Annotated in this window: 13 protein-coding genes and 2 pseudogenes; all 15 read left to right on the plus strand. The window is 77.3% G+C overall.

Annotated elements, in window-relative coordinates:
- Positions 1-286: 286 nt before the first annotated feature.
- Positions 287-535, plus strand: a pseudogene (locus DMB38_RS05545) (cobalamin biosynthesis protein); the annotation flags it as partial.
- 462 nt (positions 536-997) lie between these two features.
- Positions 998-1,897, plus strand: a complete 900-nt coding sequence (locus DMB38_RS05550) for a CobD/CbiB family cobalamin biosynthesis protein (RefSeq protein ID WP_240662672.1) — start codon at positions 998-1,000, stop codon at positions 1,895-1,897.
- Positions 1,894-5,634: a cobaltochelatase subunit CobN gene (cobN, locus tag DMB38_RS05555; protein WP_125934198.1), complete on the plus strand. Its 3,741-nt coding sequence runs from the start codon at positions 1,894-1,896 to the stop codon at positions 5,632-5,634. The genes DMB38_RS05550 and cobN overlap by 4 nt, the downstream gene beginning before the upstream one ends.
- Positions 5,635-5,749: 115 nt before the next feature.
- On the plus strand, positions 5,750-7,927 hold the full coding sequence (locus DMB38_RS05560) for a putative cobaltochelatase (protein ID WP_125934199.1): 2,178 nt from the start codon (positions 5,750-5,752) through the stop codon (positions 7,925-7,927).
- Positions 7,927-8,544, plus strand: coding sequence for a cob(I)yrinic acid a,c-diamide adenosyltransferase (gene cobO, locus DMB38_RS05565; RefSeq protein ID WP_125934200.1), 618 nt, complete (start codon positions 7,927-7,929; stop codon positions 8,542-8,544). The genes DMB38_RS05560 and cobO overlap by 1 nt, the downstream gene beginning before the upstream one ends.
- Before the next feature lie 7 nt (positions 8,545-8,551).
- A complete protein-coding gene (locus DMB38_RS05570) occupies positions 8,552-10,189 on the plus strand; it encodes a cobyrinate a,c-diamide synthase (RefSeq protein ID WP_125934201.1) in 1,638 nt (545 codons plus the stop codon).
- Positions 10,186-10,914 (plus strand): precorrin-2 C(20)-methyltransferase, encoded by a 729-nt coding sequence (gene cobI / locus DMB38_RS05575; RefSeq protein ID WP_125934202.1) that lies wholly within the window; start codon positions 10,186-10,188, stop codon positions 10,912-10,914. The genes DMB38_RS05570 and cobI overlap by 4 nt, the downstream gene beginning before the upstream one ends.
- Positions 10,911-11,801: a precorrin-4 C(11)-methyltransferase gene (cobM, locus tag DMB38_RS05580; RefSeq protein WP_240661991.1), complete on the plus strand. Its 891-nt coding sequence runs from the start codon at positions 10,911-10,913 to the stop codon at positions 11,799-11,801. The genes cobI and cobM overlap by 4 nt, the downstream gene beginning before the upstream one ends.
- Before the next feature lie 72 nt (positions 11,802-11,873).
- Positions 11,874-13,091, plus strand: coding sequence for a cobalt-precorrin-5B (C(1))-methyltransferase (locus DMB38_RS05585; protein WP_240661992.1), 1,218 nt, complete (start codon positions 11,874-11,876; stop codon positions 13,089-13,091).
- 347 nt (positions 13,092-13,438) lie between these two features.
- A pseudogene (cbiE, locus tag DMB38_RS05590) lies at positions 13,439-14,715 on the plus strand (precorrin-6y C5,15-methyltransferase (decarboxylating) subunit CbiE).
- Positions 14,716-14,740: 25 nt separating this feature from the next.
- The gene (cobJ, locus tag DMB38_RS05595) at positions 14,741-16,453 is read left to right on the plus strand and encodes a precorrin-3B C(17)-methyltransferase (RefSeq protein WP_125934203.1); all 1,713 of its coding nucleotides are present in this window, start codon (positions 14,741-14,743) and stop codon (positions 16,451-16,453) included.
- Positions 16,450-16,740: a 4Fe-4S binding protein gene (locus DMB38_RS05600; protein WP_125934204.1), complete on the plus strand. Its 291-nt coding sequence runs from the start codon at positions 16,450-16,452 to the stop codon at positions 16,738-16,740. The genes cobJ and DMB38_RS05600 overlap by 4 nt, the downstream gene beginning before the upstream one ends.
- Positions 16,737-17,414 carry a precorrin-8X methylmutase gene (locus DMB38_RS05605; RefSeq protein WP_125934205.1) on the plus strand — a complete coding sequence of 226 codons (678 nt, stop codon included), beginning with the start codon at positions 16,737-16,739 and terminating at the stop codon, positions 17,412-17,414. Before DMB38_RS05600 ends, DMB38_RS05605 begins: the two co-directional genes overlap by 4 nt.
- Positions 17,415-17,483: 69 nt before the next feature.
- On the plus strand, positions 17,484-18,422 hold the full coding sequence (locus DMB38_RS05610) for a sirohydrochlorin chelatase (RefSeq protein ID WP_125934206.1): 939 nt from the start codon (positions 17,484-17,486) through the stop codon (positions 18,420-18,422).
- Positions 18,412-19,497: an Rv2231c family pyridoxal phosphate-dependent protein CobC gene (gene cobC / locus DMB38_RS05615; protein ID WP_125934207.1), complete on the plus strand. Its 1,086-nt coding sequence runs from the start codon at positions 18,412-18,414 to the stop codon at positions 19,495-19,497. The genes DMB38_RS05610 and cobC overlap by 11 nt, the downstream gene beginning before the upstream one ends.
- Positions 19,498-19,502 lie beyond the last annotated feature (5 nt).

Here is a 19,502-nt window from a genome sequence, read left to right on the forward strand (position 1 = left end):
ATGCCGGCGGGGCCGGGTGCGGGGGTGGCGGGCTGAGGGGGGTTGTTCCCCGACCCCGCCCCTTCCCGAAACTCGGGGGCTCCGCCCCGAGACCCCGCCGGGGCTGCGCCCCTGACCCCGCCCGGGGCTACGCCCCGAACCCCGCGGGGCTTGTGCCCCCAGACCGCAGACGGCCACGTATCCCGCCCGATCGCCGGGCTGTCGCCCCGCCCCTTTCCCGGGGGCTTCGCCCCCGGAACCCGACCACCGAATGCCCACCGGCACACGCCCCGCACCGAACGGCACCATGACACCCGACACCGCGTCACACCCCGCCCGGCTCATCGGCGGCCGCCCGCTGGCGTACGCCCTGGGCGCCACCCTCGGCTACGCCGCCGACCACCTCTTCGGCGACCCCCGCCGCGCCCACCCGGTAGCGGCCTTCGGCCGCGCCGCCGCAGCACTCGAATCCCGCCTCTGGCGCGACAACCGCGCGGCGGGCGTCCTGCACACGGCACTCTGCGTAGGCGCAACGGTGGCGACGGCCGCCCTGGCCACGGCAGCAACGCGCAGGGCGACAGCCCCGGGTTGGGGCCAGAGCACGTGGACGGCGAGGCGCAGCCTCGACGCACGCACGGGCATGGAGCGGGACCCGGGCTCGGGGCACAGCCCCGCGGGACGTTCGGACACAGCCCCGGGCGGGAGTTCGGCGCTGGGTCCCGGAGGGGGCAGGGGCGAGGGCACGAGGCCCGGTCGCCGCGCCCCCGCGGGCGCAGCCCCAGCGGGGTCTTGGGGGCGCAGTCCCCGAGGTCCGGGAAGGGTCGGGGAGCACACCCCCCTCACGACCCAGCCGGACCTCACCGCTGCCACAGCCGCACCGGGACCCCAAGGGCGAAGCCCGGAGGGGCACGCGGGCGCACCCCGGTGCCCGGGTTCGGGGCGCAGCCCCGAGGGGGCCAGGGGCGCAGCCCCGGCGGGGTCTTGGGGGCGCAGCCCCCAAGTTTCGGGAAGGGGCGGGATCGGGGAACACACCCCCCTCACCGCACCCGCGGGCCCGGCCACGAGGCGTAGCCCCCAGACGACCCCGGCCACAACCACGCCAGGGCCCGGGCCGCGAAGCCCCGAGGGCCCCACGGGCGCAGCCCCGGCGGGGCCTTGGGGGCGCAGCCCCCGAGGTTCGGGAAGGGGCGGGATCGGGGAACAGGTCCCGTTTGTTCTGCTCGTCGCGTTCGCGGCCTGGGCCGTCCTCGGCGGAGCCTCCCTCCGCCGTGAAGCCCTCGGCATCGCCCACGCCCTCCGCGCCCACGACCTCGCCGACGCCCGTCACCGCCTCCCCCACCTCTGCGGCCGCGACCCCCACCGCCTCGGCGAAGCCGACATCGCCCGGGCCGTCGTCGAGTCCGTCGCCGAGAACACCTCCGACGCCGTCGTCGGCGCCCTCCTCTGGGGGGCGGTCGGTGGCGTTCCCGGGCTCGCCGGGTTCCGGGCCGTCAACACCCTCGACGCCATGGTCGGGCACAAGTCCGCCCGCTATCTGCGCTTCGGCTGGGCCGCCGCCCGGCTCGACGATCTCGCCGGCTATCCCGGCGCGCGGCTCACCGCCGCGCTCGCGGCGCTCGCCGGGCCCGACCCCCGCGCCGCCCGGCGCGTGTGGCGCGAGGACGGGCCGCGGCATCCCAGCCCCAACGCAGGACCCGTGGAAGCCGCGTTCGCCGGTGCGCTCGGGCTGCGGCTCGGTGGGGAGCTGTCGTATGCGGGGCGGACCGAGCACCGGGCCGTGCTCAATCCGGCCGGGCGCGCTCCGGGCGTGCACGACATCGAGCGTGCCGTCCGCCTCTCCGCCCGTGTCTCCTTCCTCGCCCTCCTCACCACCACCCTCGCCGCCGCCCTCCTCCCCACCGAAGCGAGTCACGCATGACCACCGTCCTCCTCCTCTCCACCGCCGACACCGACCTCCTCGCCGCCCGCGCCTCCGGCGCGGACTTCCGGATCGCCAACCCCTCCCGCACCGGCCCCGACGACCTGCCCGCGCTCCTCGACGGCACCGACCTCGTCGTCGTCCGCCTCCTCGGCGGCAAGCGCGCCTGGGAGGACGGCCTCGCAGCCCTCGGGGCCGCCGGACTGCCGACCGTGCTGCTGGGCGGGGAGTCCGTGCCGGACGCCGAGTTGATGGCCGAGTCGTCCGTGCCCGCCGGGGTGGTCGCCGAGGCGCTGCGGTATCTCGTGGAGGGCGGGCCCGCGAACCTCGCCGAGCTGAGCCGGTTCCTGTCGGACACCGTGCTGCTCACCGGCGAGGGCTTCGCCCCGCCGCGGAAGATGCCCGCGTACGGCGTGCATGGTGCGTACGCGCTGAAGGAGGACCGGCCCACCGTCGGCGTGCTCTTCTACCGCGCCCACGAGCTCTCCGGGAACACCGCCTTCGTCGACACCCTCTGCGAGGCCGTCGAGGCACACGGCGCCAACGCCCTGCCCGTGTACTGCGGTTCGCTGCGCGGCGCGGAGCCCGGGCTGTTCGAGCTGCTGGGGCGCGCGGACGCGCTCGTCGCCACGGTGCTCGCCTCCGGCGGTACGCGGCCGGGCGACGCCTCCGCCGGCGGGGACGACGAGGCGTGGGACGTCGGGGCGCTCGCGGAGCTGGACGTGCCGGTGCTCCAGGGGCTGTGCCTGACGTCGGCGCGCGCCGCGTGGCTGGACTCGGACGCGGCGCTGTCGCCGATGGACGCGGCGATGCAGGTGGCGATACCGGAGTTCGACGGGCGGCTGGTGACGGTGCCGTTCTCGTTCAAGGAGGACGGTCCCGACGGCGTGCCGGTGTACGTCGCGGACGCGGAGCGGGCCGCGCGGGTCGCGGGGATCGCGGTGCGGCACGCGCGGCTGCGGCACACGCCGAACGGCGAGAAGCGGATCGGGCTGGTCTTCACCGCGTACCCCACCAAGCACTCCCGGGTCGGCAACGCCGTCGGCCTGGACACGCCCGCCTCCGCGGTCAGGCTGCTCGACGCGCTGCGGGCCGCGGGGTACGGCGTCGACGGCCACCCGGACGACGGCGACGAGCTGATCCACCGGCTGATCGCCGCCGGCGGGCACGACGTGGAGTGGCTGACGGAGGAGCAGTTGGCGGCGGCGCCCGCGCGCGTGCCGCTGGACGACTACGAGCGGTGGTTCGCCGCGCTGGACCCCGGGTTGCGGGCCTCGGTGGTCGAGCACTGGGGCGATCCTCCGGGCGAGCTGTACGTGGACGACGGCGGCGAAGGACCCGCGATCGTGCTCGCGTCGCTGCGCTTCGGCAACGTGGTGGTGATGATCCAGCCGCCGCGCGGCTTCGGCGAGAACCCCATCGCCATCTACCACGACCCGGACATGCCGCCGTCGCACCACTACCTGGCCGCGTACCGCTGGCTGGACCGCACGTTCGGCGCCGACGCGCTCGTGCACATGGGCAAGCACGGCACGATGGAGTGGCTGCCGGGCAAGGGGCTGGGGCTGTCGGCGGGTTGCGCGCCGGACGCGGTGCTGGGGGACCTGCCGCTGGTGTACCCGTTCATCGTCAACGATCCGGGCGAGGGCACCCAGGCCAAGCGCCGCGGGCACGCGACGGTGGTCGACCACCTCGTGCCGCCGATGGCCCGCGCCGACTCCTACGGCGACCTGGCGAAGCTGGAGCAGTTGCTGGACGAGTACGCGCTCGTCTCCGACCTCGATCCGGCGAAGGCGCCCGCGGTGCGCGGCCGGATCTGGACGCTGGTGCGGGCCGCGGAACTCCACCACGACCTGCACGTGGCGGAGCAGCCGGAGGACGCCGACTTCGACGAGTTCGTGCTGCACGTCGACGGCTGGCTGTGCGAGATCAAGGACGTGCAGATACGGGACGGGCTGCACGTGCTCGGAGCCGGACCGGTCGGCGAGCCACGGGTGAACCTGGCGCTGGCGGTGCTGCGTTCCGCGCAGATGTGGGGCGGCGCCGGCGGCGCGCTGCCGGGGCTGCGGGCGGCGCTCGCGGCCCGGGCGGGGCTGGTGGAGGCGGAGCTGCTGGCCGAGCCGGGCGCGCGGATCGCCTCACCGGCGGGGCTGGCGGAGTGGGGCGCCGCGCAGAGTGCCGGTCAGCCTGCCGGACGCGGTCCGGCGGCGCCCACGGATGCCCCGGCCGCCGCGGCGGACCGGCGGCCCGCGGCCCTCCGTACGGCCTCCGACGCCATCGATCTGCTGGAGTCCCTGGCCCGTCGCCTCGTGGAGTTCATGGAGGCGAGCGACTGGTCCGTCAAGGCCGCAGGTCGGGCCGTGGCGGAGGTGCTCGGGGTCGAGTGCCCCGACGCCGTGCGGGTGCTGGAGTTCGCAGCCGCGGAACTCATTCCGCGGCTGCGCCGTACGGGCGACGAGATCGGCAACGTGCTGCACGCGCTCGACGGCGGCTACGTTCCCGCCGGGCCGTCGGGATCCCCCACCCGCGGGCTCGTCAACGTGCTGCCCACCGGCCGCAACTTCTACTCCGTCGACCCCAAGGCCATCCCCTCCCGGCTCTCCTGGGACGTCGGCAGCGCCCTCGCCGACTCCCTCCTCGCCCGCCACCTCGCCGACCACGGCACGTACCCGAAGTCCGTGGGGCTCACGGTCTGGGGCACCTCCTGCATGCGCACCCAGGGCGACGACATCGCGGAGATCCTGGCGCTGCTGGGCTGCCGCCCGGTGTGGGACGACGCGTCGCGGCGGGTGACGGGCTTCGAGGTGGTGCCGGCCGCGGAGCTGGGCCGGCCGCGCATCGACGTGACGGTACGCATCTCCGGCTTCTTCCGCGACGCCTTCCCGCACGTCGTCGGCCTCATGGACGACGCGGTGCGCGCGGTCGCGGAGCTGGACGAGCCGCCGGAGGCGAACTTCGTACGGGCGCACGCGGACGAGGACACCGCCGTCCACGGCGACCGCCGCCGCGCCACCGCCCGCATCTTCGGCTCCAAGCCCGGCGCGTACGGCGCGGGCCTGCTGCCGCTGATCGACGCCCGCAACTGGCGCTCGGACGCGGACCTCGCGGAGGTCTACGCGGTCTGGGGCGGCTATGCCTACGGCCGCGGGCTCGACGGCCGGGCGGCGCGCGGCGACATGGAGGCGGCGTTCCGGCGGATCCAGGTGGCGGCGAAGAACGTCGACACCCGCGAGCACGACATCGCCGACGCCGACGACTACTTCCAGTACCACGGCGGCATGGTGGCGATGGTCCGCCATCTGACGGGCGGTTCGCCGGAGGCGTACATCGGCGACAGCGCCGTGCCCGAGCAGGTGAAGACGCGCACGCTCGGGGAGGAGACGCACCGCGTCTTCCGCGCCCGGGTGGTGAACCCGCGCTGGACCGCGGCGATGCGGCGGCACGGCTACAAGGGCGCGTTCGAGATGGCCGCCACCGTCGACTACCTCTTCGGCTACGACGCCACCGCGGGCGTGGTGGACGACTGGATGTACGAGAAGCTCGCCGCCGAGTACGTCTTCGACCCGGAGAACCAGGAGTTCATGCGGCGCTCGAACCCGTGGGCGCTGCGCGGGATCGGCGAACGGCTGCTGGAGGCGGCCGAGCGGGGTCTCTGGGCGGAGCCGGACCAGCGGACCCTGGCCCGGCTCCGCGAGATCTACCTCGAACTCGAGGGCGATCTGGAGGGGGAGGAATGACCCACAGGACGTGGACCGTACAAGTCCGCTCCACGCCCGGCACGTACACGCTGGCACGATTCTTCCGCGTATCACAGCAGTCGACCGTCATATCACCCGTTGGAGGGGCCCGCGCATGAACACCGGTGCGCCGCACTATCCGTTCACCGCCGTCGTCGGCATGGCAGAACTCCGGCTCGCGCTGCTGCTCAACGCGGTGTCCCCGGCGGTCGGCGGGGTGCTCGTGCGCGGCGAGAAGGGGACGGCCAAATCGACCGCCGTACGAGCCCTCGCCGCCCTGCTCCCCGAGGTCGCCGTCGTGCCCGGCTGCCGCTTCTCCTGCGACCCGGCCGCGCCGGACGCCGGCTGCCCCGACGGGCCGCACGAGGCCGCGCGCCCGCACGGGGTGCGGGCGGCCCGGATGGTGGAGCTGCCCGTGGGCGCGTCCGAGGACAGGCTCGCGGGGGCGCTCGACATCGAACGGGCGCTGGCCGAGGGCCGCAAGACGTTCGAGCCCGGGCTGCTGGCCGAGGCGCACCGCGGCGTGCTGTACGTGGACGAGGTCAACCTGCTCCACGACCACCTCGTCGACCTGCTGCTGGACGCCGCGGCCATGGGCGCCAACTACGTGGAGCGCGAGGGCGTCTCCGTGCGGCACGCGGCGCGCTTCCTGCTGGTGGGCACGATGAACCCGGAGGAGGGCGAGCTGCGCCCGCAGTTGCTGGACCGGTTCGGGCTGACGGTGGAGGTCGCCGCGTCGCGCGAGCCCGCGGAGCGGGCGGACGTGGTGCGGCGGCGGCTGGCGTACGACGCGGACGCGGCCGGCTTCGCGGTGCGCTGGGCGGCGGAGGAGGACGCGCTGCGGGCGCGGATCGCGGCGGCGCGGGCGCTGCTGCCCGCGGTGGTGCTGGGCGACGCGGCGCTGCGGCAGATCACGGCGACGTGCGCGGCGTTCGAGGTGGACGGGATGCGGGCGGACATCGTCATGGCCCGTACGGCGACGGCTCTGGCGGCGTGGTCGGGACGTACGGAGGTGACGGCGGAGGACGTACGGCAGGCGGCGCTGCTGGCGCTGCCGCACCGGCGGCGGCGCAACCCGTTCGACGCGCCGGGCCTCGACGAGGAGAAGCTGGACGACACGCTGCGGGAGCACGGCGGCACCGGCGAGGACCCGCCGGACGGCGACGGCGGCGGGGCGCCCCCCGGCGCCGCGGACGGACCGGATGGCCCGGACGGACCCCACGGACCGGACGCCGCGCGGCAGGAGCAACCCGGCGCCCCCGAAGACCCCGCACCGCAGGCCCCCTCCGGCACGGACGCCGCCCCCGAACCCCCCGGCTCCGCCCCCGCCGCCACCCGTGGTCCGGCGGAGGAGCCCGGCGCGGAGCCCCGCCCGCCCGGGACCGCGCCACCCCCGCCCGGGGAGCAACCCGCCGCCCCCGCCGAGCCGTTCCGCACCCGCCGCCTCGACGTCCCCGGCGTCGGGGAGGGCGCCGCGGGACGCCGCTCCCGCGCCCGTACCGCCCACGGCCGCACCACCGGCGCCCGCCGCCCCCGCGGCGGTCTCGCCACCCTGCACCTCGCCGCCACCGTCCAGGCCGCCGCCCCGCACCAGCACGCCCGCGGCCGCCGCGGCCCCGGCCTCGTCGTCCGCCGCGACGACCTGCGCGAGGCGGTCCGCGAGGGCCGCGAGGCGAATCTCGTGCTCTTCGCCGTCGACGCCTCCGGATCGATGGGCGCGCGGCAGCGCATGGGCGCCGTGAAGGGCGCGGTGCTGTCGCTGCTGCTGGACGCGTACCAGCGCCGCGACAAGGTCGGCCTGGTCACCTTCCGCGGCCGGGACGCGGAGCTGGCGCTGCCGCCCACCTCGTCGGTGGACGCCGCGGCGGTCCGCCTGGAGCGGCTGCCCACCGGCGGCCGCACCCCGCTGGCCGCCGGGCTGCTGCGGGCCCGCGAGACGCTGCGCGTCGAGCGGCTGCGGGACCCGGCGCGCCGCCCGCTGCTGGTCGTCGTCACGGACGGCCGGGCGACCGGCGGCGACGAGCCGGTCGGCCGGGCGGCGCGCGCGGCGCGCCTGCTGGCGGCCGAGGGGGTCGCTTCGGTAGTCGTCGACTGCGAGTCGGGTCCTGTGCGGCTGGGACTCGCGGGCGAGCTGGCCCGCGAGCTGCGGGGCACGGCGGTGGCGCTGGGCGAGCTGCGGGCGGAGGCGGTGAGCGGGCTCGTACGGGAGGCCCGGGACGACCGGCGCGCGCGTGCCGTACGCGAAGGGCCCGGCACCGGGCGTGGACCGGCGAGTTCGAGGAGGGCGGCCTGATGCCGCAGGGACGGCCGGATGCCGTGCCGGACGACGGGCTGACGACGCGGCAGCGCCGCAACCGCCCCCTGGTCGTGGTGCACACGGGCCCGGGCAAGGGGAAGTCCACGGCCGCCTTCGGGCTGGCGCTGCGGGCCTGGAACCAGGGGTGGCCGATCGGGGTGTTCCAGTTCGTCAAGTCCGCCAAGTGGCGCGTCGGCGAGGAGCGGGCGCTGCGGGTCCTCGGCGCGAGCGGCGAGGGCGGCACGGTGGCGTGGCACAAGATGGGCGAGGGCTGGTCGTGGATCCAGCGGCCGGCGCGCCCCGGCGGAGACGCCGAGCCGGACAACGAGGCGCGGGCCCGGGAGGGCTGGGAGCAGGTCAAGCGGGACCTGGCGGCGGAGACCTACCGGCTGTACGTGCTCGACGAGTTCGCGTACCCGATGCACTGGGGGTGGGTGGACACCGCCGAGGTGATCGCGGTGCTGCGGGAGCGGCCGGGCAGCCAGCACGTCGTCGTCACGGGCCGCAACGCGCCGGCGCCGCTGGTGGAGTTCGCCGATCTCGTCACCGAGATGGGCAAGGTCAAACACCCCATGGACGCGGGCCAGAAGGGCCAGCGGGGCATCGAATGGTGAGAGTTCCGTGATCGGCATCCCCCGGCTCGTCGTCGCCGCACCGGCCTCCGGCAGCGGCAAGACGACGGTCGCGACCGGCCTGATGGCGGCGTTCGCCGCCGCCGGCCTGACCGTCTCGCCGCACAAGGCGGGCCCCGACTACATCGACCCGGGCTACCACGCGCTCGCCGTCGCCGGCTCCCCGGGCGGCGGGCGCCCGGGCCGCAACCTGGACGCGCACATGTGCGGTCCCGGCCTGATCGCCCCGCTCTTCGCGCACGGCGCGGCGGGGGCGGACGTGGCCGTCGTGGAGGGCGTGATGGGCCTGTACGACGGCGCCTCCGGCGCCGGCGAGTCCGGCTCGACGGCGGAGCTGGCGAAGCTGCTGCGGGCGCCGGTGGTGCTGGTGGTCGACGCCTCGGGGCAGTCGCGGTCGGTGGCGGCGCTGGTGCACGGCTTCGCGTCCTGGGATCCGGAGGTACGGATCGGGGGCGTCGTCCTCAACAAGGTCGCCTCCGACCGCCACGAGTCGCTGCTCCGCGAGTCCCTGGACGCGGCGGGCGTCCCGGTCCTGGGCGCCCTGCGCCGCGACCCGCAACTGGCGGCACCGTCCCGGCACCTGGGCCTGGTCCCGGCGGCGGAACGACGCCCGGCGGCGGTGGCGGCGGTACGCGCACTGGCGGCGCGGGTACGCGAGTCGTGCGACGTACCGGAGCTGCTGCGGCTGGCCCGCACGGCCCCGCCGCTCCCGGCGGACCCGTGGTCGGCTGCGGACGCGGTGGCGGCAGCGGGGCAGCGGGGAGGGCCCGGCACGCGAGACGACAGCGAGACTCGCGCCGCGGCGGGGGCCGGGGGGCGAAGCCCCCGGAGGGAGACCGGCGCGGAGCCGCCGGGTGCGCGCGGCACGCGAGGCGACCCCGAGACCGGAGCCGCGGCGGGGGCCCGGGGGCGGAGCCCCCGAAGCGCCCCGCGCGCCGCGGACGCGGGCGATGCCGGGGGCCTGGGGGCCGGCCCCCGGTTCCGGGAAGGGGCGGGACCGGGGAACACTCCCCGCCCCGCGGAACGGCCGGTGGTCGCCATGGCGGCCGGGCCCGCGTTCACCTTCGCGTACGCCGAGCACGCCGAACTCCTCGCCGCCGCCGGCGCCGACGTCGTCCCCTTCGACCCCCTGCACGACGAGGCCCTGCCGCCCCGCACCCGCGCCCTCGTCATCGGCGGCGGCTTCCCCGAGGTGTACGGCGCCGAGCTGGCCGCCAACGAGCCGCTGCGCCGCGACGTCGCCCGGCTCGCCGCCGGCGGCGCGCCGGTGGCGGCCGAGTGCGCGGGCCTGGTCTACCTGGCCCGCGACCTCGACGGCGCCCCCATGTGCGGCGTGCTGGACGCACGGGCCCGTATGAGCGACCTCCTCACCCTCGGCTACCGCGACGCCGTCGCCGTCGCCGACAGCGCGCTCGCCGCCGCCGGCACCCGGGTACGCGGCCACGAGTTCCACCGCACCGCCCTCGACCCGCCCGCGGGCGAGACGCCCGCATGGGGGATGACGCAGCCGGTCCGGCGCGTCGAAGGATTCGTACGGGGCGGCGTCCACGCCTCGTACCTGCACGTGCACTGGGCCGCCGCCCCCGCCATGGCGCGCCGGCTCGTCGAAGGGTGTGAAACGGCATGAGCATGCGACTCGTCGGCGTCGGGGTGGGCCCCGGCGACCCCGAACTGGTCACGGTGAAGGGCGCGGGCGCGCTGCGGACGGCGGCGGTGGTCGTCGTCCCCGTGATGGAGGGCGGCGGCACGGGCCGCGCGGAGGCGACGGTCCTGCACTACGTCGACGAGGCGAAGGTCGTGCGCGTCGTCTTCGCGCTCAACGAGCGCAGCGACGCCGCGCGCCGCGAGGCGGCGTGGGACGCGGCGGGCGCCCGGGTCGCGGAACTGCTGCGCGCGCACCGCTCGGTGGCGTTCGCCACGCTCGGCGACCCCAACGTCTACTCCACGTTCACGTACCTCGCCGCGACCGTCACCGCCCTGCTCCCCGGCGTACGGATCGAGAGCGTGCCCGGCATCACCGCGATGCAGGACCTCGCGGCCCGCGGCGGCGCGGTGCTCGCGGAGGGCACGGAGCCGCTGACGCTGGTGCCGGTGACGGCGGGCACGGCGGTGCTGAAGGAGGCGCTGCGGGGGCCGGGAACGGTCGTGGCGTACAAGTTCGGCCGGCTGGCGGGCGAGGTGGCGGGGGCGCTCGCGGAGACGGGCCGGATGGAGGGGGCAGTGTGGGGATCGTCGCTGGGTCTGGCGGAGGAGTCGGTGCGGCCGGCGGCGGAGCTGGGGGCGGAGCCGCTGCCGTATCTGTCGACGCTGATCGCGCCGGCGCGGCGGGCGGGGCGGGGCGAGAAGCTGTGAGCGGGAAGGGGATGCCGGGCCGGCGCCCGTACGCGACGGGGAGCCCGGCCCCGCAGCCGGAACCGGACCCGGCGAAACTGCCGCCCGCCACCGGCAGGGTGACGTTCGTCGGAGCCGGGCCGGGGGCGGCGGATCTGCTGACGTTCCGGGCCGCGCGCGCCATCGCGGAGGCGGACGTCGTGATCTGGGCGGCGAGCCTCGTCCACGAGGACGTCCTGCAACACGCCCGCGCGGACGCGGAGATCGTCGACTCCGCCGCGGTGCCGCTGGAGGAGGTCGTCGCGGTCTACGCCCGGGCGGCCCGCGCGGGGCTGCGGGTGGCGCGGGTCCACTCCGGCGACCCGGCGCTGTGGGGCGGCACGCAGGAGCAGGTCGAGCGGTGCGCGGCGCTGGGCCTCCAGGTGGAGATCGTGCCGGGGGTGTCGTCGTTCTCGGCGGCGGCGGCCGCGGCGGGACGGGAGCTGACGGTCCCGGAGGTGGCGCAGACGGTGATCCTCACGCGGCTGGGCGGCGGGAAGACGCCCATGCCGGGCGGCGAGGAGATACGGGAGTTCGCCCGGCACGGCACGACGATGGCGGTGTTCCTGTCGGCGGCGCGCTCCGGGCGGCTGGCGGAAGAGCTGCTGGCGGGCGGGTACGCGGCGCAGACGCCGGTGGTGGTGGCGTACCGGGTGACGTGGCCGGACGAACTGGTGGTGCGCTGCACGGTCGGCACGCTGGCGGCGGCGGTGAAGGAGCACCGGCTGTGGAAGCACACGCTCTTCCTGGTCGGCCCGGCGCTGGGGGCGGCGGGCACACGGTCGCACCTGTACCACCCGGGGCACTTCCACGGCTTCCGCCGCGCGGAGCCGGAGGCGCGGAGGGCGCTGCGCGAGGGCGGGGCGTAGGGCGGTGTCCGGGTCGGTTCGGGTCGGCGGAGAGGAGGGGTGCGGATGACCGGGGAGGCACGGGAACGGAACATGCGGGAACGAGACGCGCGGGAACGGCACGCGCGGGAAGCGAACGTGCCGGAACCGGCGCCGCGGGTGCCCGGTCAGCCGGGTCCCGGCCTCCGTGAACCCGACCTGCCGCGTACGGCCAAGGTGCGGCAGAAGGCGTTGCGTACGGGTTGGACCACGGGCACCTGTGCGTCGGCCGCCGCCCGCGCCGCGGCGCTGCTGCTGGCGACCGGCGAGGCGCGGAAGTGGGTGGAGGTGGCGCTGCCGTCGGGGCGGCGGGTGACGTTCGCGGTGGAGCGGGCGGTGGAGCTGCGGCCGGGGCGTACGGAGGCGGTGGTGGTGAAGGACGCGGGCGACGACCCGGACGTCACGCACGGCTCGCACCTGACGGCGACGGTCAGTTGGCGGGCGCGGCCCGGTCTCGGACTGCACGGCGGCGTGGGGGTGGGAGTGGTGACGAAACCGGGTCTCGGCCTGGAGCTGGGCGGCCCGGCGATCAACCCCGTGCCGCGGCGGATGATCACGCAGGCGGTGGCGGAGGTCGTGGACCTGGGGCGGCGCGGTCTGGACGTGACGATCAGCGTGCCGGACGGCGAGCGGCGGGCGCGGAAGACGACGAACGCCCGGCTGGGGATCCTGGGCGGCATCTCCATCCTCGGGACGACGGGCATCGTGCGGCCGTTCTCGACGGCGTCGTGGCGGGCGAGCGTCGAGCAGGCGGTGTCGGTGGCGGCGGCGCAGGGCGAGACGGCGGTGGTGCTGTGCACGGGAGGCCGGACGGAGCGGGGGGCGAGGGAACTGCTGCCGGGGCTGCCCGCGGTGTGCTTCGTGGAGGTGGGGGACTTCACGGGGGCGGCGCTGCGGCGGGCGGTGGCGCAGGGGGTGGAGCGGGTGGTGTTCGTCGGCATGGTCGGGAAGCTGACGAAGCTGGCGGCGGGGGTGCTGATGACGCACTACACGCGCTCGAAGGTGGACCCGGGGGTGCTGGCGGAGATCACGCGGGCGGCGGGCGGTCCAGAGAGCCTGGCGGCGGAGGTGGGGGCCGCGAACACGGGGCGGCACGCGTACGAGTTGTGGGAGGCGGCGGGTCTGCTGCCGGCGGCGGGACGGGAGTTGTGCGGCCGGGTGGCGGAGGTGCTGGAGCGCTTCACGGAGCGGAGGGTCGCGGCGGAGGCGGCGATGGTGGACTTCACGGGGCGGGTGCTGGTGGCGCGGAGCGACGGGGAGCTGCTGCGGTGATCACGGTCATAGGCTGCGGCACGGGTTCGCCTCCGGCGCGGATCGAGGACGCGGCGCTGGTGGTGGGCGCGGCGCGGCACCTGGCGGAGGCGGAACTGCCGCGGGACGCGGAACGCGTGACGCTGGGCCCGCTGGGCCCGGCCCTGGACCGGATCGCGGCGTACGTGGGCCGAGACGCCTGGACCCCGGCGAACGAGCCCGCCCCGGCACAGCGGGAGCCCCGCGGGTGTTCCGGGGGGACTCTCCAGGCAGAGGCGGCAGAGGCGCGGGCGCGGCTCAGGCCCGGGACGGAGCCCCATGGGGGTCAGGGGGCGCAGCCCCCGGCGGGATCCGGGGCGGAGCCCCGGGTGGGGTTCGGGGCGGAGCCCCAGGCAGGGCCCGGGGGCGGAGCCCCGGGTGGGGGACTCGGGGGCGGAGCCCCTGGGGTCCGGGGAGGGGCGGGGGCGGGGAGAACCACCCAACCCCCCGCCCGCGTCGTCGTACTCGCCTCCGGCGACCCCGGGTTCTTCGGGATCGTCCGCGTACTCGCCGAGCGCTTCGGCCCCCGTCTCCTCGACATCCGCCCCACCGTCCCCTCCCTCGCCCTCGCCTTCGCCCGCGCCGGGCTTCCCTGGGACGACGCCGCCGTCGTCAGCGCCCACGGGCGCGACCTCCGTACCGCCGTCAACGTCTGCCGCGCCCACCCCAAGACCGCCGTCCTCACCGGACCCGGCGCCGGTCCCGCCGAACTCGGCGCCGCCCTCGCCGGCTCCGGCGTGCCCCGTACTCTCGTCGTCGGCACCGGACTCGGCTCCGCCGGCGAGGACATCGTGTACCTCGACCCCGCCGACGCCGCCGCCCGCACCTGGCCGCCGCGGGCCGTCAGCGTCGTGCTCTGCCTCGACCCGCGCCCCGGCCGCACCCTCGCCCCGCGCAGCGCGTCCTCGCGGGCCCCGGCCCGTATCCCCTCGCCCGCCGCCCCGGCGACGGCTGGGCGCTGCCCGAGGGGGACTTCGCGCACCGGGCCGGCATGGTCACCAAGTACGAGGTCCGCGCCCTCGCCCTCGCCCGCCTCGCGCCCCGCCTCGGCGACCTGGTGTGGGACGTGGGCGCCGGGTCCGGGTCCGTCGCGGTGGAGTGCGCGCGGTTCGGGGCCGCCGTCGTCGCCGTGGAGCGGGACGCCGAGGGCGTCGTACGGATCCGCGCCAACGCGGCGGCGCACGGCGTCGACGTACGGGCCGTGCACGGTACGGCCCCCGCCGCGCTGGCCGGACTCCCCGACCCCGACGCGGTGTTCGTCGGCGGCGGGGGCGGCGACGTGGCGGAGGTCGTCGCGGCGTGTGCCCGGCGGGCGCGGCGGGCGGTGGTCGTGACGCTGGCCGCCGTCGACCGGGTGCCGGGGGTACGCGCCGCGCTGACGGCCGCCGGGTTCGCGGTGGACGGCGTACTGCTGCACTCCTCACGGCTCGCGCCGCTGCCCGGCGAGGTCACGCGACTCGCGGCGACCAACCCGGTGTTCGTCCTGTGGGGCCGCCGGGACGTGCCCGCGGAAGCACGGCCGGAGCCGGCGAGCGGACGGCCGCCGGACGCCCCCTCGCCCGCACATGACACACCACCACCCGCGACTCCTCTGGAGAACCCGTGACCGCCCCGCACCACCGGACCGCCCCGTGATCGGCCTCGTCGCCGTCACCGCCGCCGGCTCCGCCGCCGCGCAGCGGCTGGCCGACGCCTGGCCCGGCCGGACCCGCCGCTACGACGAGGGCCCGGTCCGTGCCGCCGTCGCGCGCGCCTTCGCCGACTGCGACCAGCTCGTCTGCTTTCTCGCCACCGGCGCCGCCGTCCGCCTCCTCGCCCCCCTGCTCCGCGGGAAGGCCGCCGACCCCGGCGTGGTCTGCGTCGACGAGGCAGGCCGCTTCGCCGTCGCGCTCCTCGGCGGCCACGGCGGCGGCGCCAACGACCTGGCCGCCGAAGTCGCCGACCTGCTCGGCGACGGGTGCACGCCGGTCGTGACCACCGCCACCGATGCCGCCGGCATCCCCGGGCTCGACTCCGTCGGCTGGCCCGTCGAAGGCGCGGTCGCCGCCGTGACGCGCGCGGTGCTGGACGGCGCTCCCGTCGCGCTGCGGGCCGACGCGACGTGGCCGCTGCCCGCGCTGCCGCCGCACGTCGGGGTACGCGGCGTGGCCACCGACGTCCGCCTCTACGTCACCGACCGCCGCCTTCCCCTCGCCGCCCGCGAGGCGGTGCTGCGCCCGCCGTCCCTCGTCGTCGGCGTGGGCGCCAGCCGCGGCGCCGGGGCCGACGAGGTGCTGGGCCTCGTCCAGGACGCCCTCGACGGGGCCGGGCTGAGCCCGCGGTCCGTGGCGGCGCTCGCCACCGTCGACGCCAAGGCCGGAGAACCGGGCCTGCTCGCCGCCGCCGACCGCCTCGGGGTGCCGCTGCGCACCTTCCCCGCCGCCGAGCTGGCCGCCGTCGACGTGCCCACGCCGTCCGCCGCGCCCCTCGCCGCGGTCGGCACGCCCAGCGTCGCGGAGGCCGCGGCGCTCACCGCCGCGGGCCCCGGCGCCGAACTCCTCGTACGCAAACGGAAGTCCGCCCCCGCGGACCGCCCCGCCATGGCCACCTGCGCCGTCGCCCGCCGCCGCCCCCGCGGGCGGCTCGCGGTCGTCGGCCTCGGCCCCGGCGCCCGCGACCTGCTGACGCCGCGGGCCCGCACCGAGCTGCGCCGGGCGTCGGTGGTCGTCGGCCTGGACCAGTACCTCGCGCAGATCCGCGACCTGCTCAGGCCCGGCACCCGGGTCCTCGCATCGGGGCTGGGCGCCGAGGAGGAGCGGGCCCGTACCGCCGTCGCCGAGGCCCGCGCCGGGCACGCGGTCGCGCTGGTCGGCAGCGGCGACGCGGGGGTGTACGCGATGGCCTCGCCCGCACTGGCGGAGGCGGGCGCGGACATCGACGTCGCCGGCGTGCCCGGCGTGACGGCGGCACTGGCCGCGGCGGCGCTGCTGGGCGCGCCGCTGGGGCACGACCACGTCTCCGTCAGCCTGTCCGACCTGCACACTCCGTGGGAGGTCATCGAGCGCCGGGTGCGGGCGGCGGCGGAAGCGGACCTCGTGGTCACGTTCTACAACCCGCGCAGCCGCGCGCGCCGCCGCCAGCTCCCGGAGGCGCTGGCGCTGCTGGCGAAGCACCGTGAGCCGGGGACGCCCGTGGGCGTCGTACGGAACGCCTCCCGCCCCGGCGAGCACGTGCTGCTGACGACGCTCGCCGAACTCGACCCGGAGAGTGTCGACATGATGACCGTGGTGACGGTCGGCAACTCGGCGACCCGTGAGATCGCGGGCCGGATGGTGACGCCGCGCGGCTACCGGTGGCAGACGTGAACGCCTGTACGCGCACGGGCGCGCCCCCGACCGCCGCGGAACACACCGCCGCCCGAGCGGCCGGCAGCCTCCCCGAACCCCGCCCGGCGGGAGTTCCGGCCCTCACCCTCACCGTCAGCGACCGCTGCACCGGCTGCGGCGCCTGCCTCCTCACCTGCCCCGCCCACGCCATCCGCCCCCGCGGCGGCGCCCTGTTCGTCCGCGCCGACCTGTGCACCGGCTGTCTGGAGTGCGTGGAGGTCTGCCCGGCCGACGCCATCGACGAGGCCCCCGAGGAGCGCCCGTGACGAGGACCGTCCACCCCATCGAGGAGGAGTCGTACCGCAGGCTGCGCGCCCGCGTCGATACCGCGCATCTGCCGCCGCTCACCCGCGCGGTGGTCGAGCGGGTCATCCACTCCTCCGCCGACCCCGCCTACGCCGGCGACCTGGTGTGCGACGAGACGTCGCTGCGCGCCGCGCACGCCGCGCTGCACGCGGGCGCGCCGGTCGTGGCCGACGTCGAGATGGTCGCGGCGGGCATCACCGCCCGCAGGGCGGTCTGCCGGCTGCGCGAGGCGGTGGCCGCACCCGGGCTGACCCGCTCGGCGGCGGCGGTGCGGCTGGCGTACGAGGAAGTCGGCGACGGCGCCGTGTGGGTGGTCGGCTGTGCGCCGACGGCGCTGGAGGAATTGCTCGCGCTGGGCGCGGGCCCGGCGCTGGTCGTCGGGCTGCCGGTGGGGTTCGTGGGGGCGGTGGAGAGCAAGGAGGCGCTACGGGCCACGGGGCTGCCGGCGATCAGCAACCTCTCGGAGAAGGGCGGTTCCGCGGTGGCCGCCGCCGCCCTGAACGCCCTCCTCTACACGCCGCCCCCGGCATCCGCGTACCGCACGGGCACGGCCGCCGAGCCCCCGAGCCCGGCCGCCGGCCGGAACCCGCCGCCCGCAGGATCCGCCGCGCCCCCGCTCAGCACCGGCCCGTAGCCGCCCCTCCCCTCCCCCAGCGCCACCACGCCCGGCCCCGCCGGGTCCCGTACCACCGAGGAGACGCAAGTGACCAAGCCCGCCCTGCTCATCGCCGGTCACGGCACCCGGGACGCCGCCGGTGCCGAGGCGTTCCGCGCGTTCGTGCGCGTGCTCGCCGAGCGCCACCCCGGGCTGCCCGTCGCCGGAGGGTTCATCGAGCTGTCACCGCCGCCGCTGGGCGAGGCAGTCGCACAGCTCGTGGCGCGCGGCGTACGGCACTTCGCCGCCGTGCCCCTGATGCTCGTCTCCGCCGGGCACGCCAAGGGCGACATCCCCGCCGCCCTCGCCCGCGAGAAGGAGCGCCACCCGGGCCTCTCGTACGCCTACGGCCGCCCCCTCGGCCCGCACCCGAAGCTCCTCGCCGTCCTGGCGCGCCGGGTGGCGGAGGCCCAGAGCACCGAACGGGCCCGCACCACCGTCCTCCTCGTCGGCCGCGGCTCCACCGACCCCGACGCCAACGCCGAGGTCCACAAGGCCGCCCGGCTGCTCTGGGAGGGCCGCGGGTACGCGGGCGTGGAGACGGCGTTCGTGTCGCTCGCCGCGCCGGACGTGACCGCCGGGCTGGAGCGCTGCCGCCGGCTGGGCGCGGAACACGTCGTCGTGCTCCCCTACTTCCTCTTCACCGGGGTCCTCCCCGGACGCGTCGCCCACCAGGCGCGGCAGTGGGCGGCGGCGCACCCCGGGGTCGTCGTGCGCACGGCGGACGTCATCGGCCCGGAGGAGGAGCTGGTGGAGCTGGTGACGGAGCGGTACGAGGAGGCCGTCGCCGGGGACCTGCGCATGAACTGCGACTCCTGCGTCTACCGCGTCGCCCTCCCCGGCTACGAGGCCAAGGTCGGCGCCCCGCAGCAACCCCACTTCCACCCGGGCGAAGACGGCACGGCCCACGACCACGGACCCGGGCACGGCCACACCCACGCCCCCGGCCCGGGTCACCACCACGGCGACCACGCCCATGCGCACTGAGCCCTCCCCACCGTCCGTCCCGCACGACCTCCGCCACCACGGCGACGCCGAACTCCGCGACGCCGCCCCCGGCCTCACCGACCTCGCCGTCAACGTCCGCGCCGGCACGCCTCCCGCCTGGCTGAAGGAACGCCTCGCCGCCTCCCTCGACCGGCTCGCCGCCTACCCCGACGGCCGCGCCGCCCGCGCCGCCGTCGCCGCCCGCCACGGGGTGCCGGCCGACCGGGTGCTGCTCACCGCGGGCGCGGCGGAGGCGTTCGTGCTGCTGGCCAGGGCGCTGCGGCCCGCGGTGCGCCGGGCGGTGGTCGTGCACCCGCAGTTCACGGAGCCGGAGGCGGCGCTGCGGGACGCGGGGTACGCCGTGGACCGGGTGCTGCTGCGCGCGGAGGACGGCTTCGGGCTGCCGCCGCGGGCGGTGCCGGAGGACGCCGATCTCGTCGTCGTCGGCAACCCCACCAATCCGACGTCCGTCCTCCACCCCGCCGCCGCCCTCGCCGCGCTGGCCCGGCCGGGGCGCGTCCTCGTCGTGGACGAGGCGTTCATGGACGCGGTGCCGGGCGAGCGCGAGTCGCTGGCCGGGCGCACCGACGTCCCCGGCCTGGTCGTCCTCCGCAGCCTGACGAAGACCTGGGGGCTCGCGGGCCTGCGCGTCGGCTACGTCCTCGGCGACCCCGCAACGGTCGCCGCGCTGGCGCGGGCCCAGCCGCTGTGGCCGGTGTCGACACCCGCCCTGATCGCCGCGGAGGAGGTGTGCGCGCCGCGGGCGCTCGCGGAGGCGGAGGCGGCGGCGCGGGCGGTCGGCGCGGACCGGGCGTATCTGCTGGCCAGGCTCGGGGAGTTCGCGGAGGTCACGACCGCGGGGACGGCGGCGGCGCCGTTCGTGCTGGTCCATGTGGCGGGCGCGGACGGCGCCGCCGCCGGTCTCGCCGTACGCGACCGGCTGCGCGGACTCGGCTTCGCCGTACGCCGCGGCGACACCTTCCCCGGCCTCGGCCCCGGCTGGCTGCGGCTCGCGGTGCGGGACCGGCGGACGACGGACCGGTTCGCCGAGGCGCTGGCCAGGGCGCTGAGTTGAGGCCC

This window comes from Streptomyces sp. WAC 06738 (assembly GCF_003945505.1).
In the GTDB taxonomy this organism is placed as follows: domain Bacteria; phylum Actinomycetota; class Actinomycetes; order Streptomycetales; family Streptomycetaceae; genus Streptomyces.

Bases quoted from the DNA above. Each gene is read 5' to 3' on its own strand.
- cobN (WP_125934198.1), top strand. From the start codon at position 1,894: ATGACCACCGTCCTCCTCCTCTCCACCGCCGACACCGACCTCCTCGCC.
- DMB38_RS05560 (WP_125934199.1), top strand. From the start codon at position 5,750: ATGAACACCGGTGCGCCGCACTATCCGTTCACCGCCGTCGTCGGCATG.
- cobO (WP_125934200.1), top strand. From the start codon at position 7,927: ATGCCGCAGGGACGGCCGGATGCCGTGCCGGACGACGGGCTGACGACG.
- cobI (WP_125934202.1), top strand. From the start codon at position 10,186: ATGAGCATGCGACTCGTCGGCGTCGGGGTGGGCCCCGGCGACCCCGAA.
- DMB38_RS05585 (WP_240661992.1), top strand. From the start codon at position 11,874: ATGCGGGAACGAGACGCGCGGGAACGGCACGCGCGGGAAGCGAACGTG.
- cobC (WP_125934207.1), top strand. From the start codon at position 18,412: ATGCGCACTGAGCCCTCCCCACCGTCCGTCCCGCACGACCTCCGCCAC.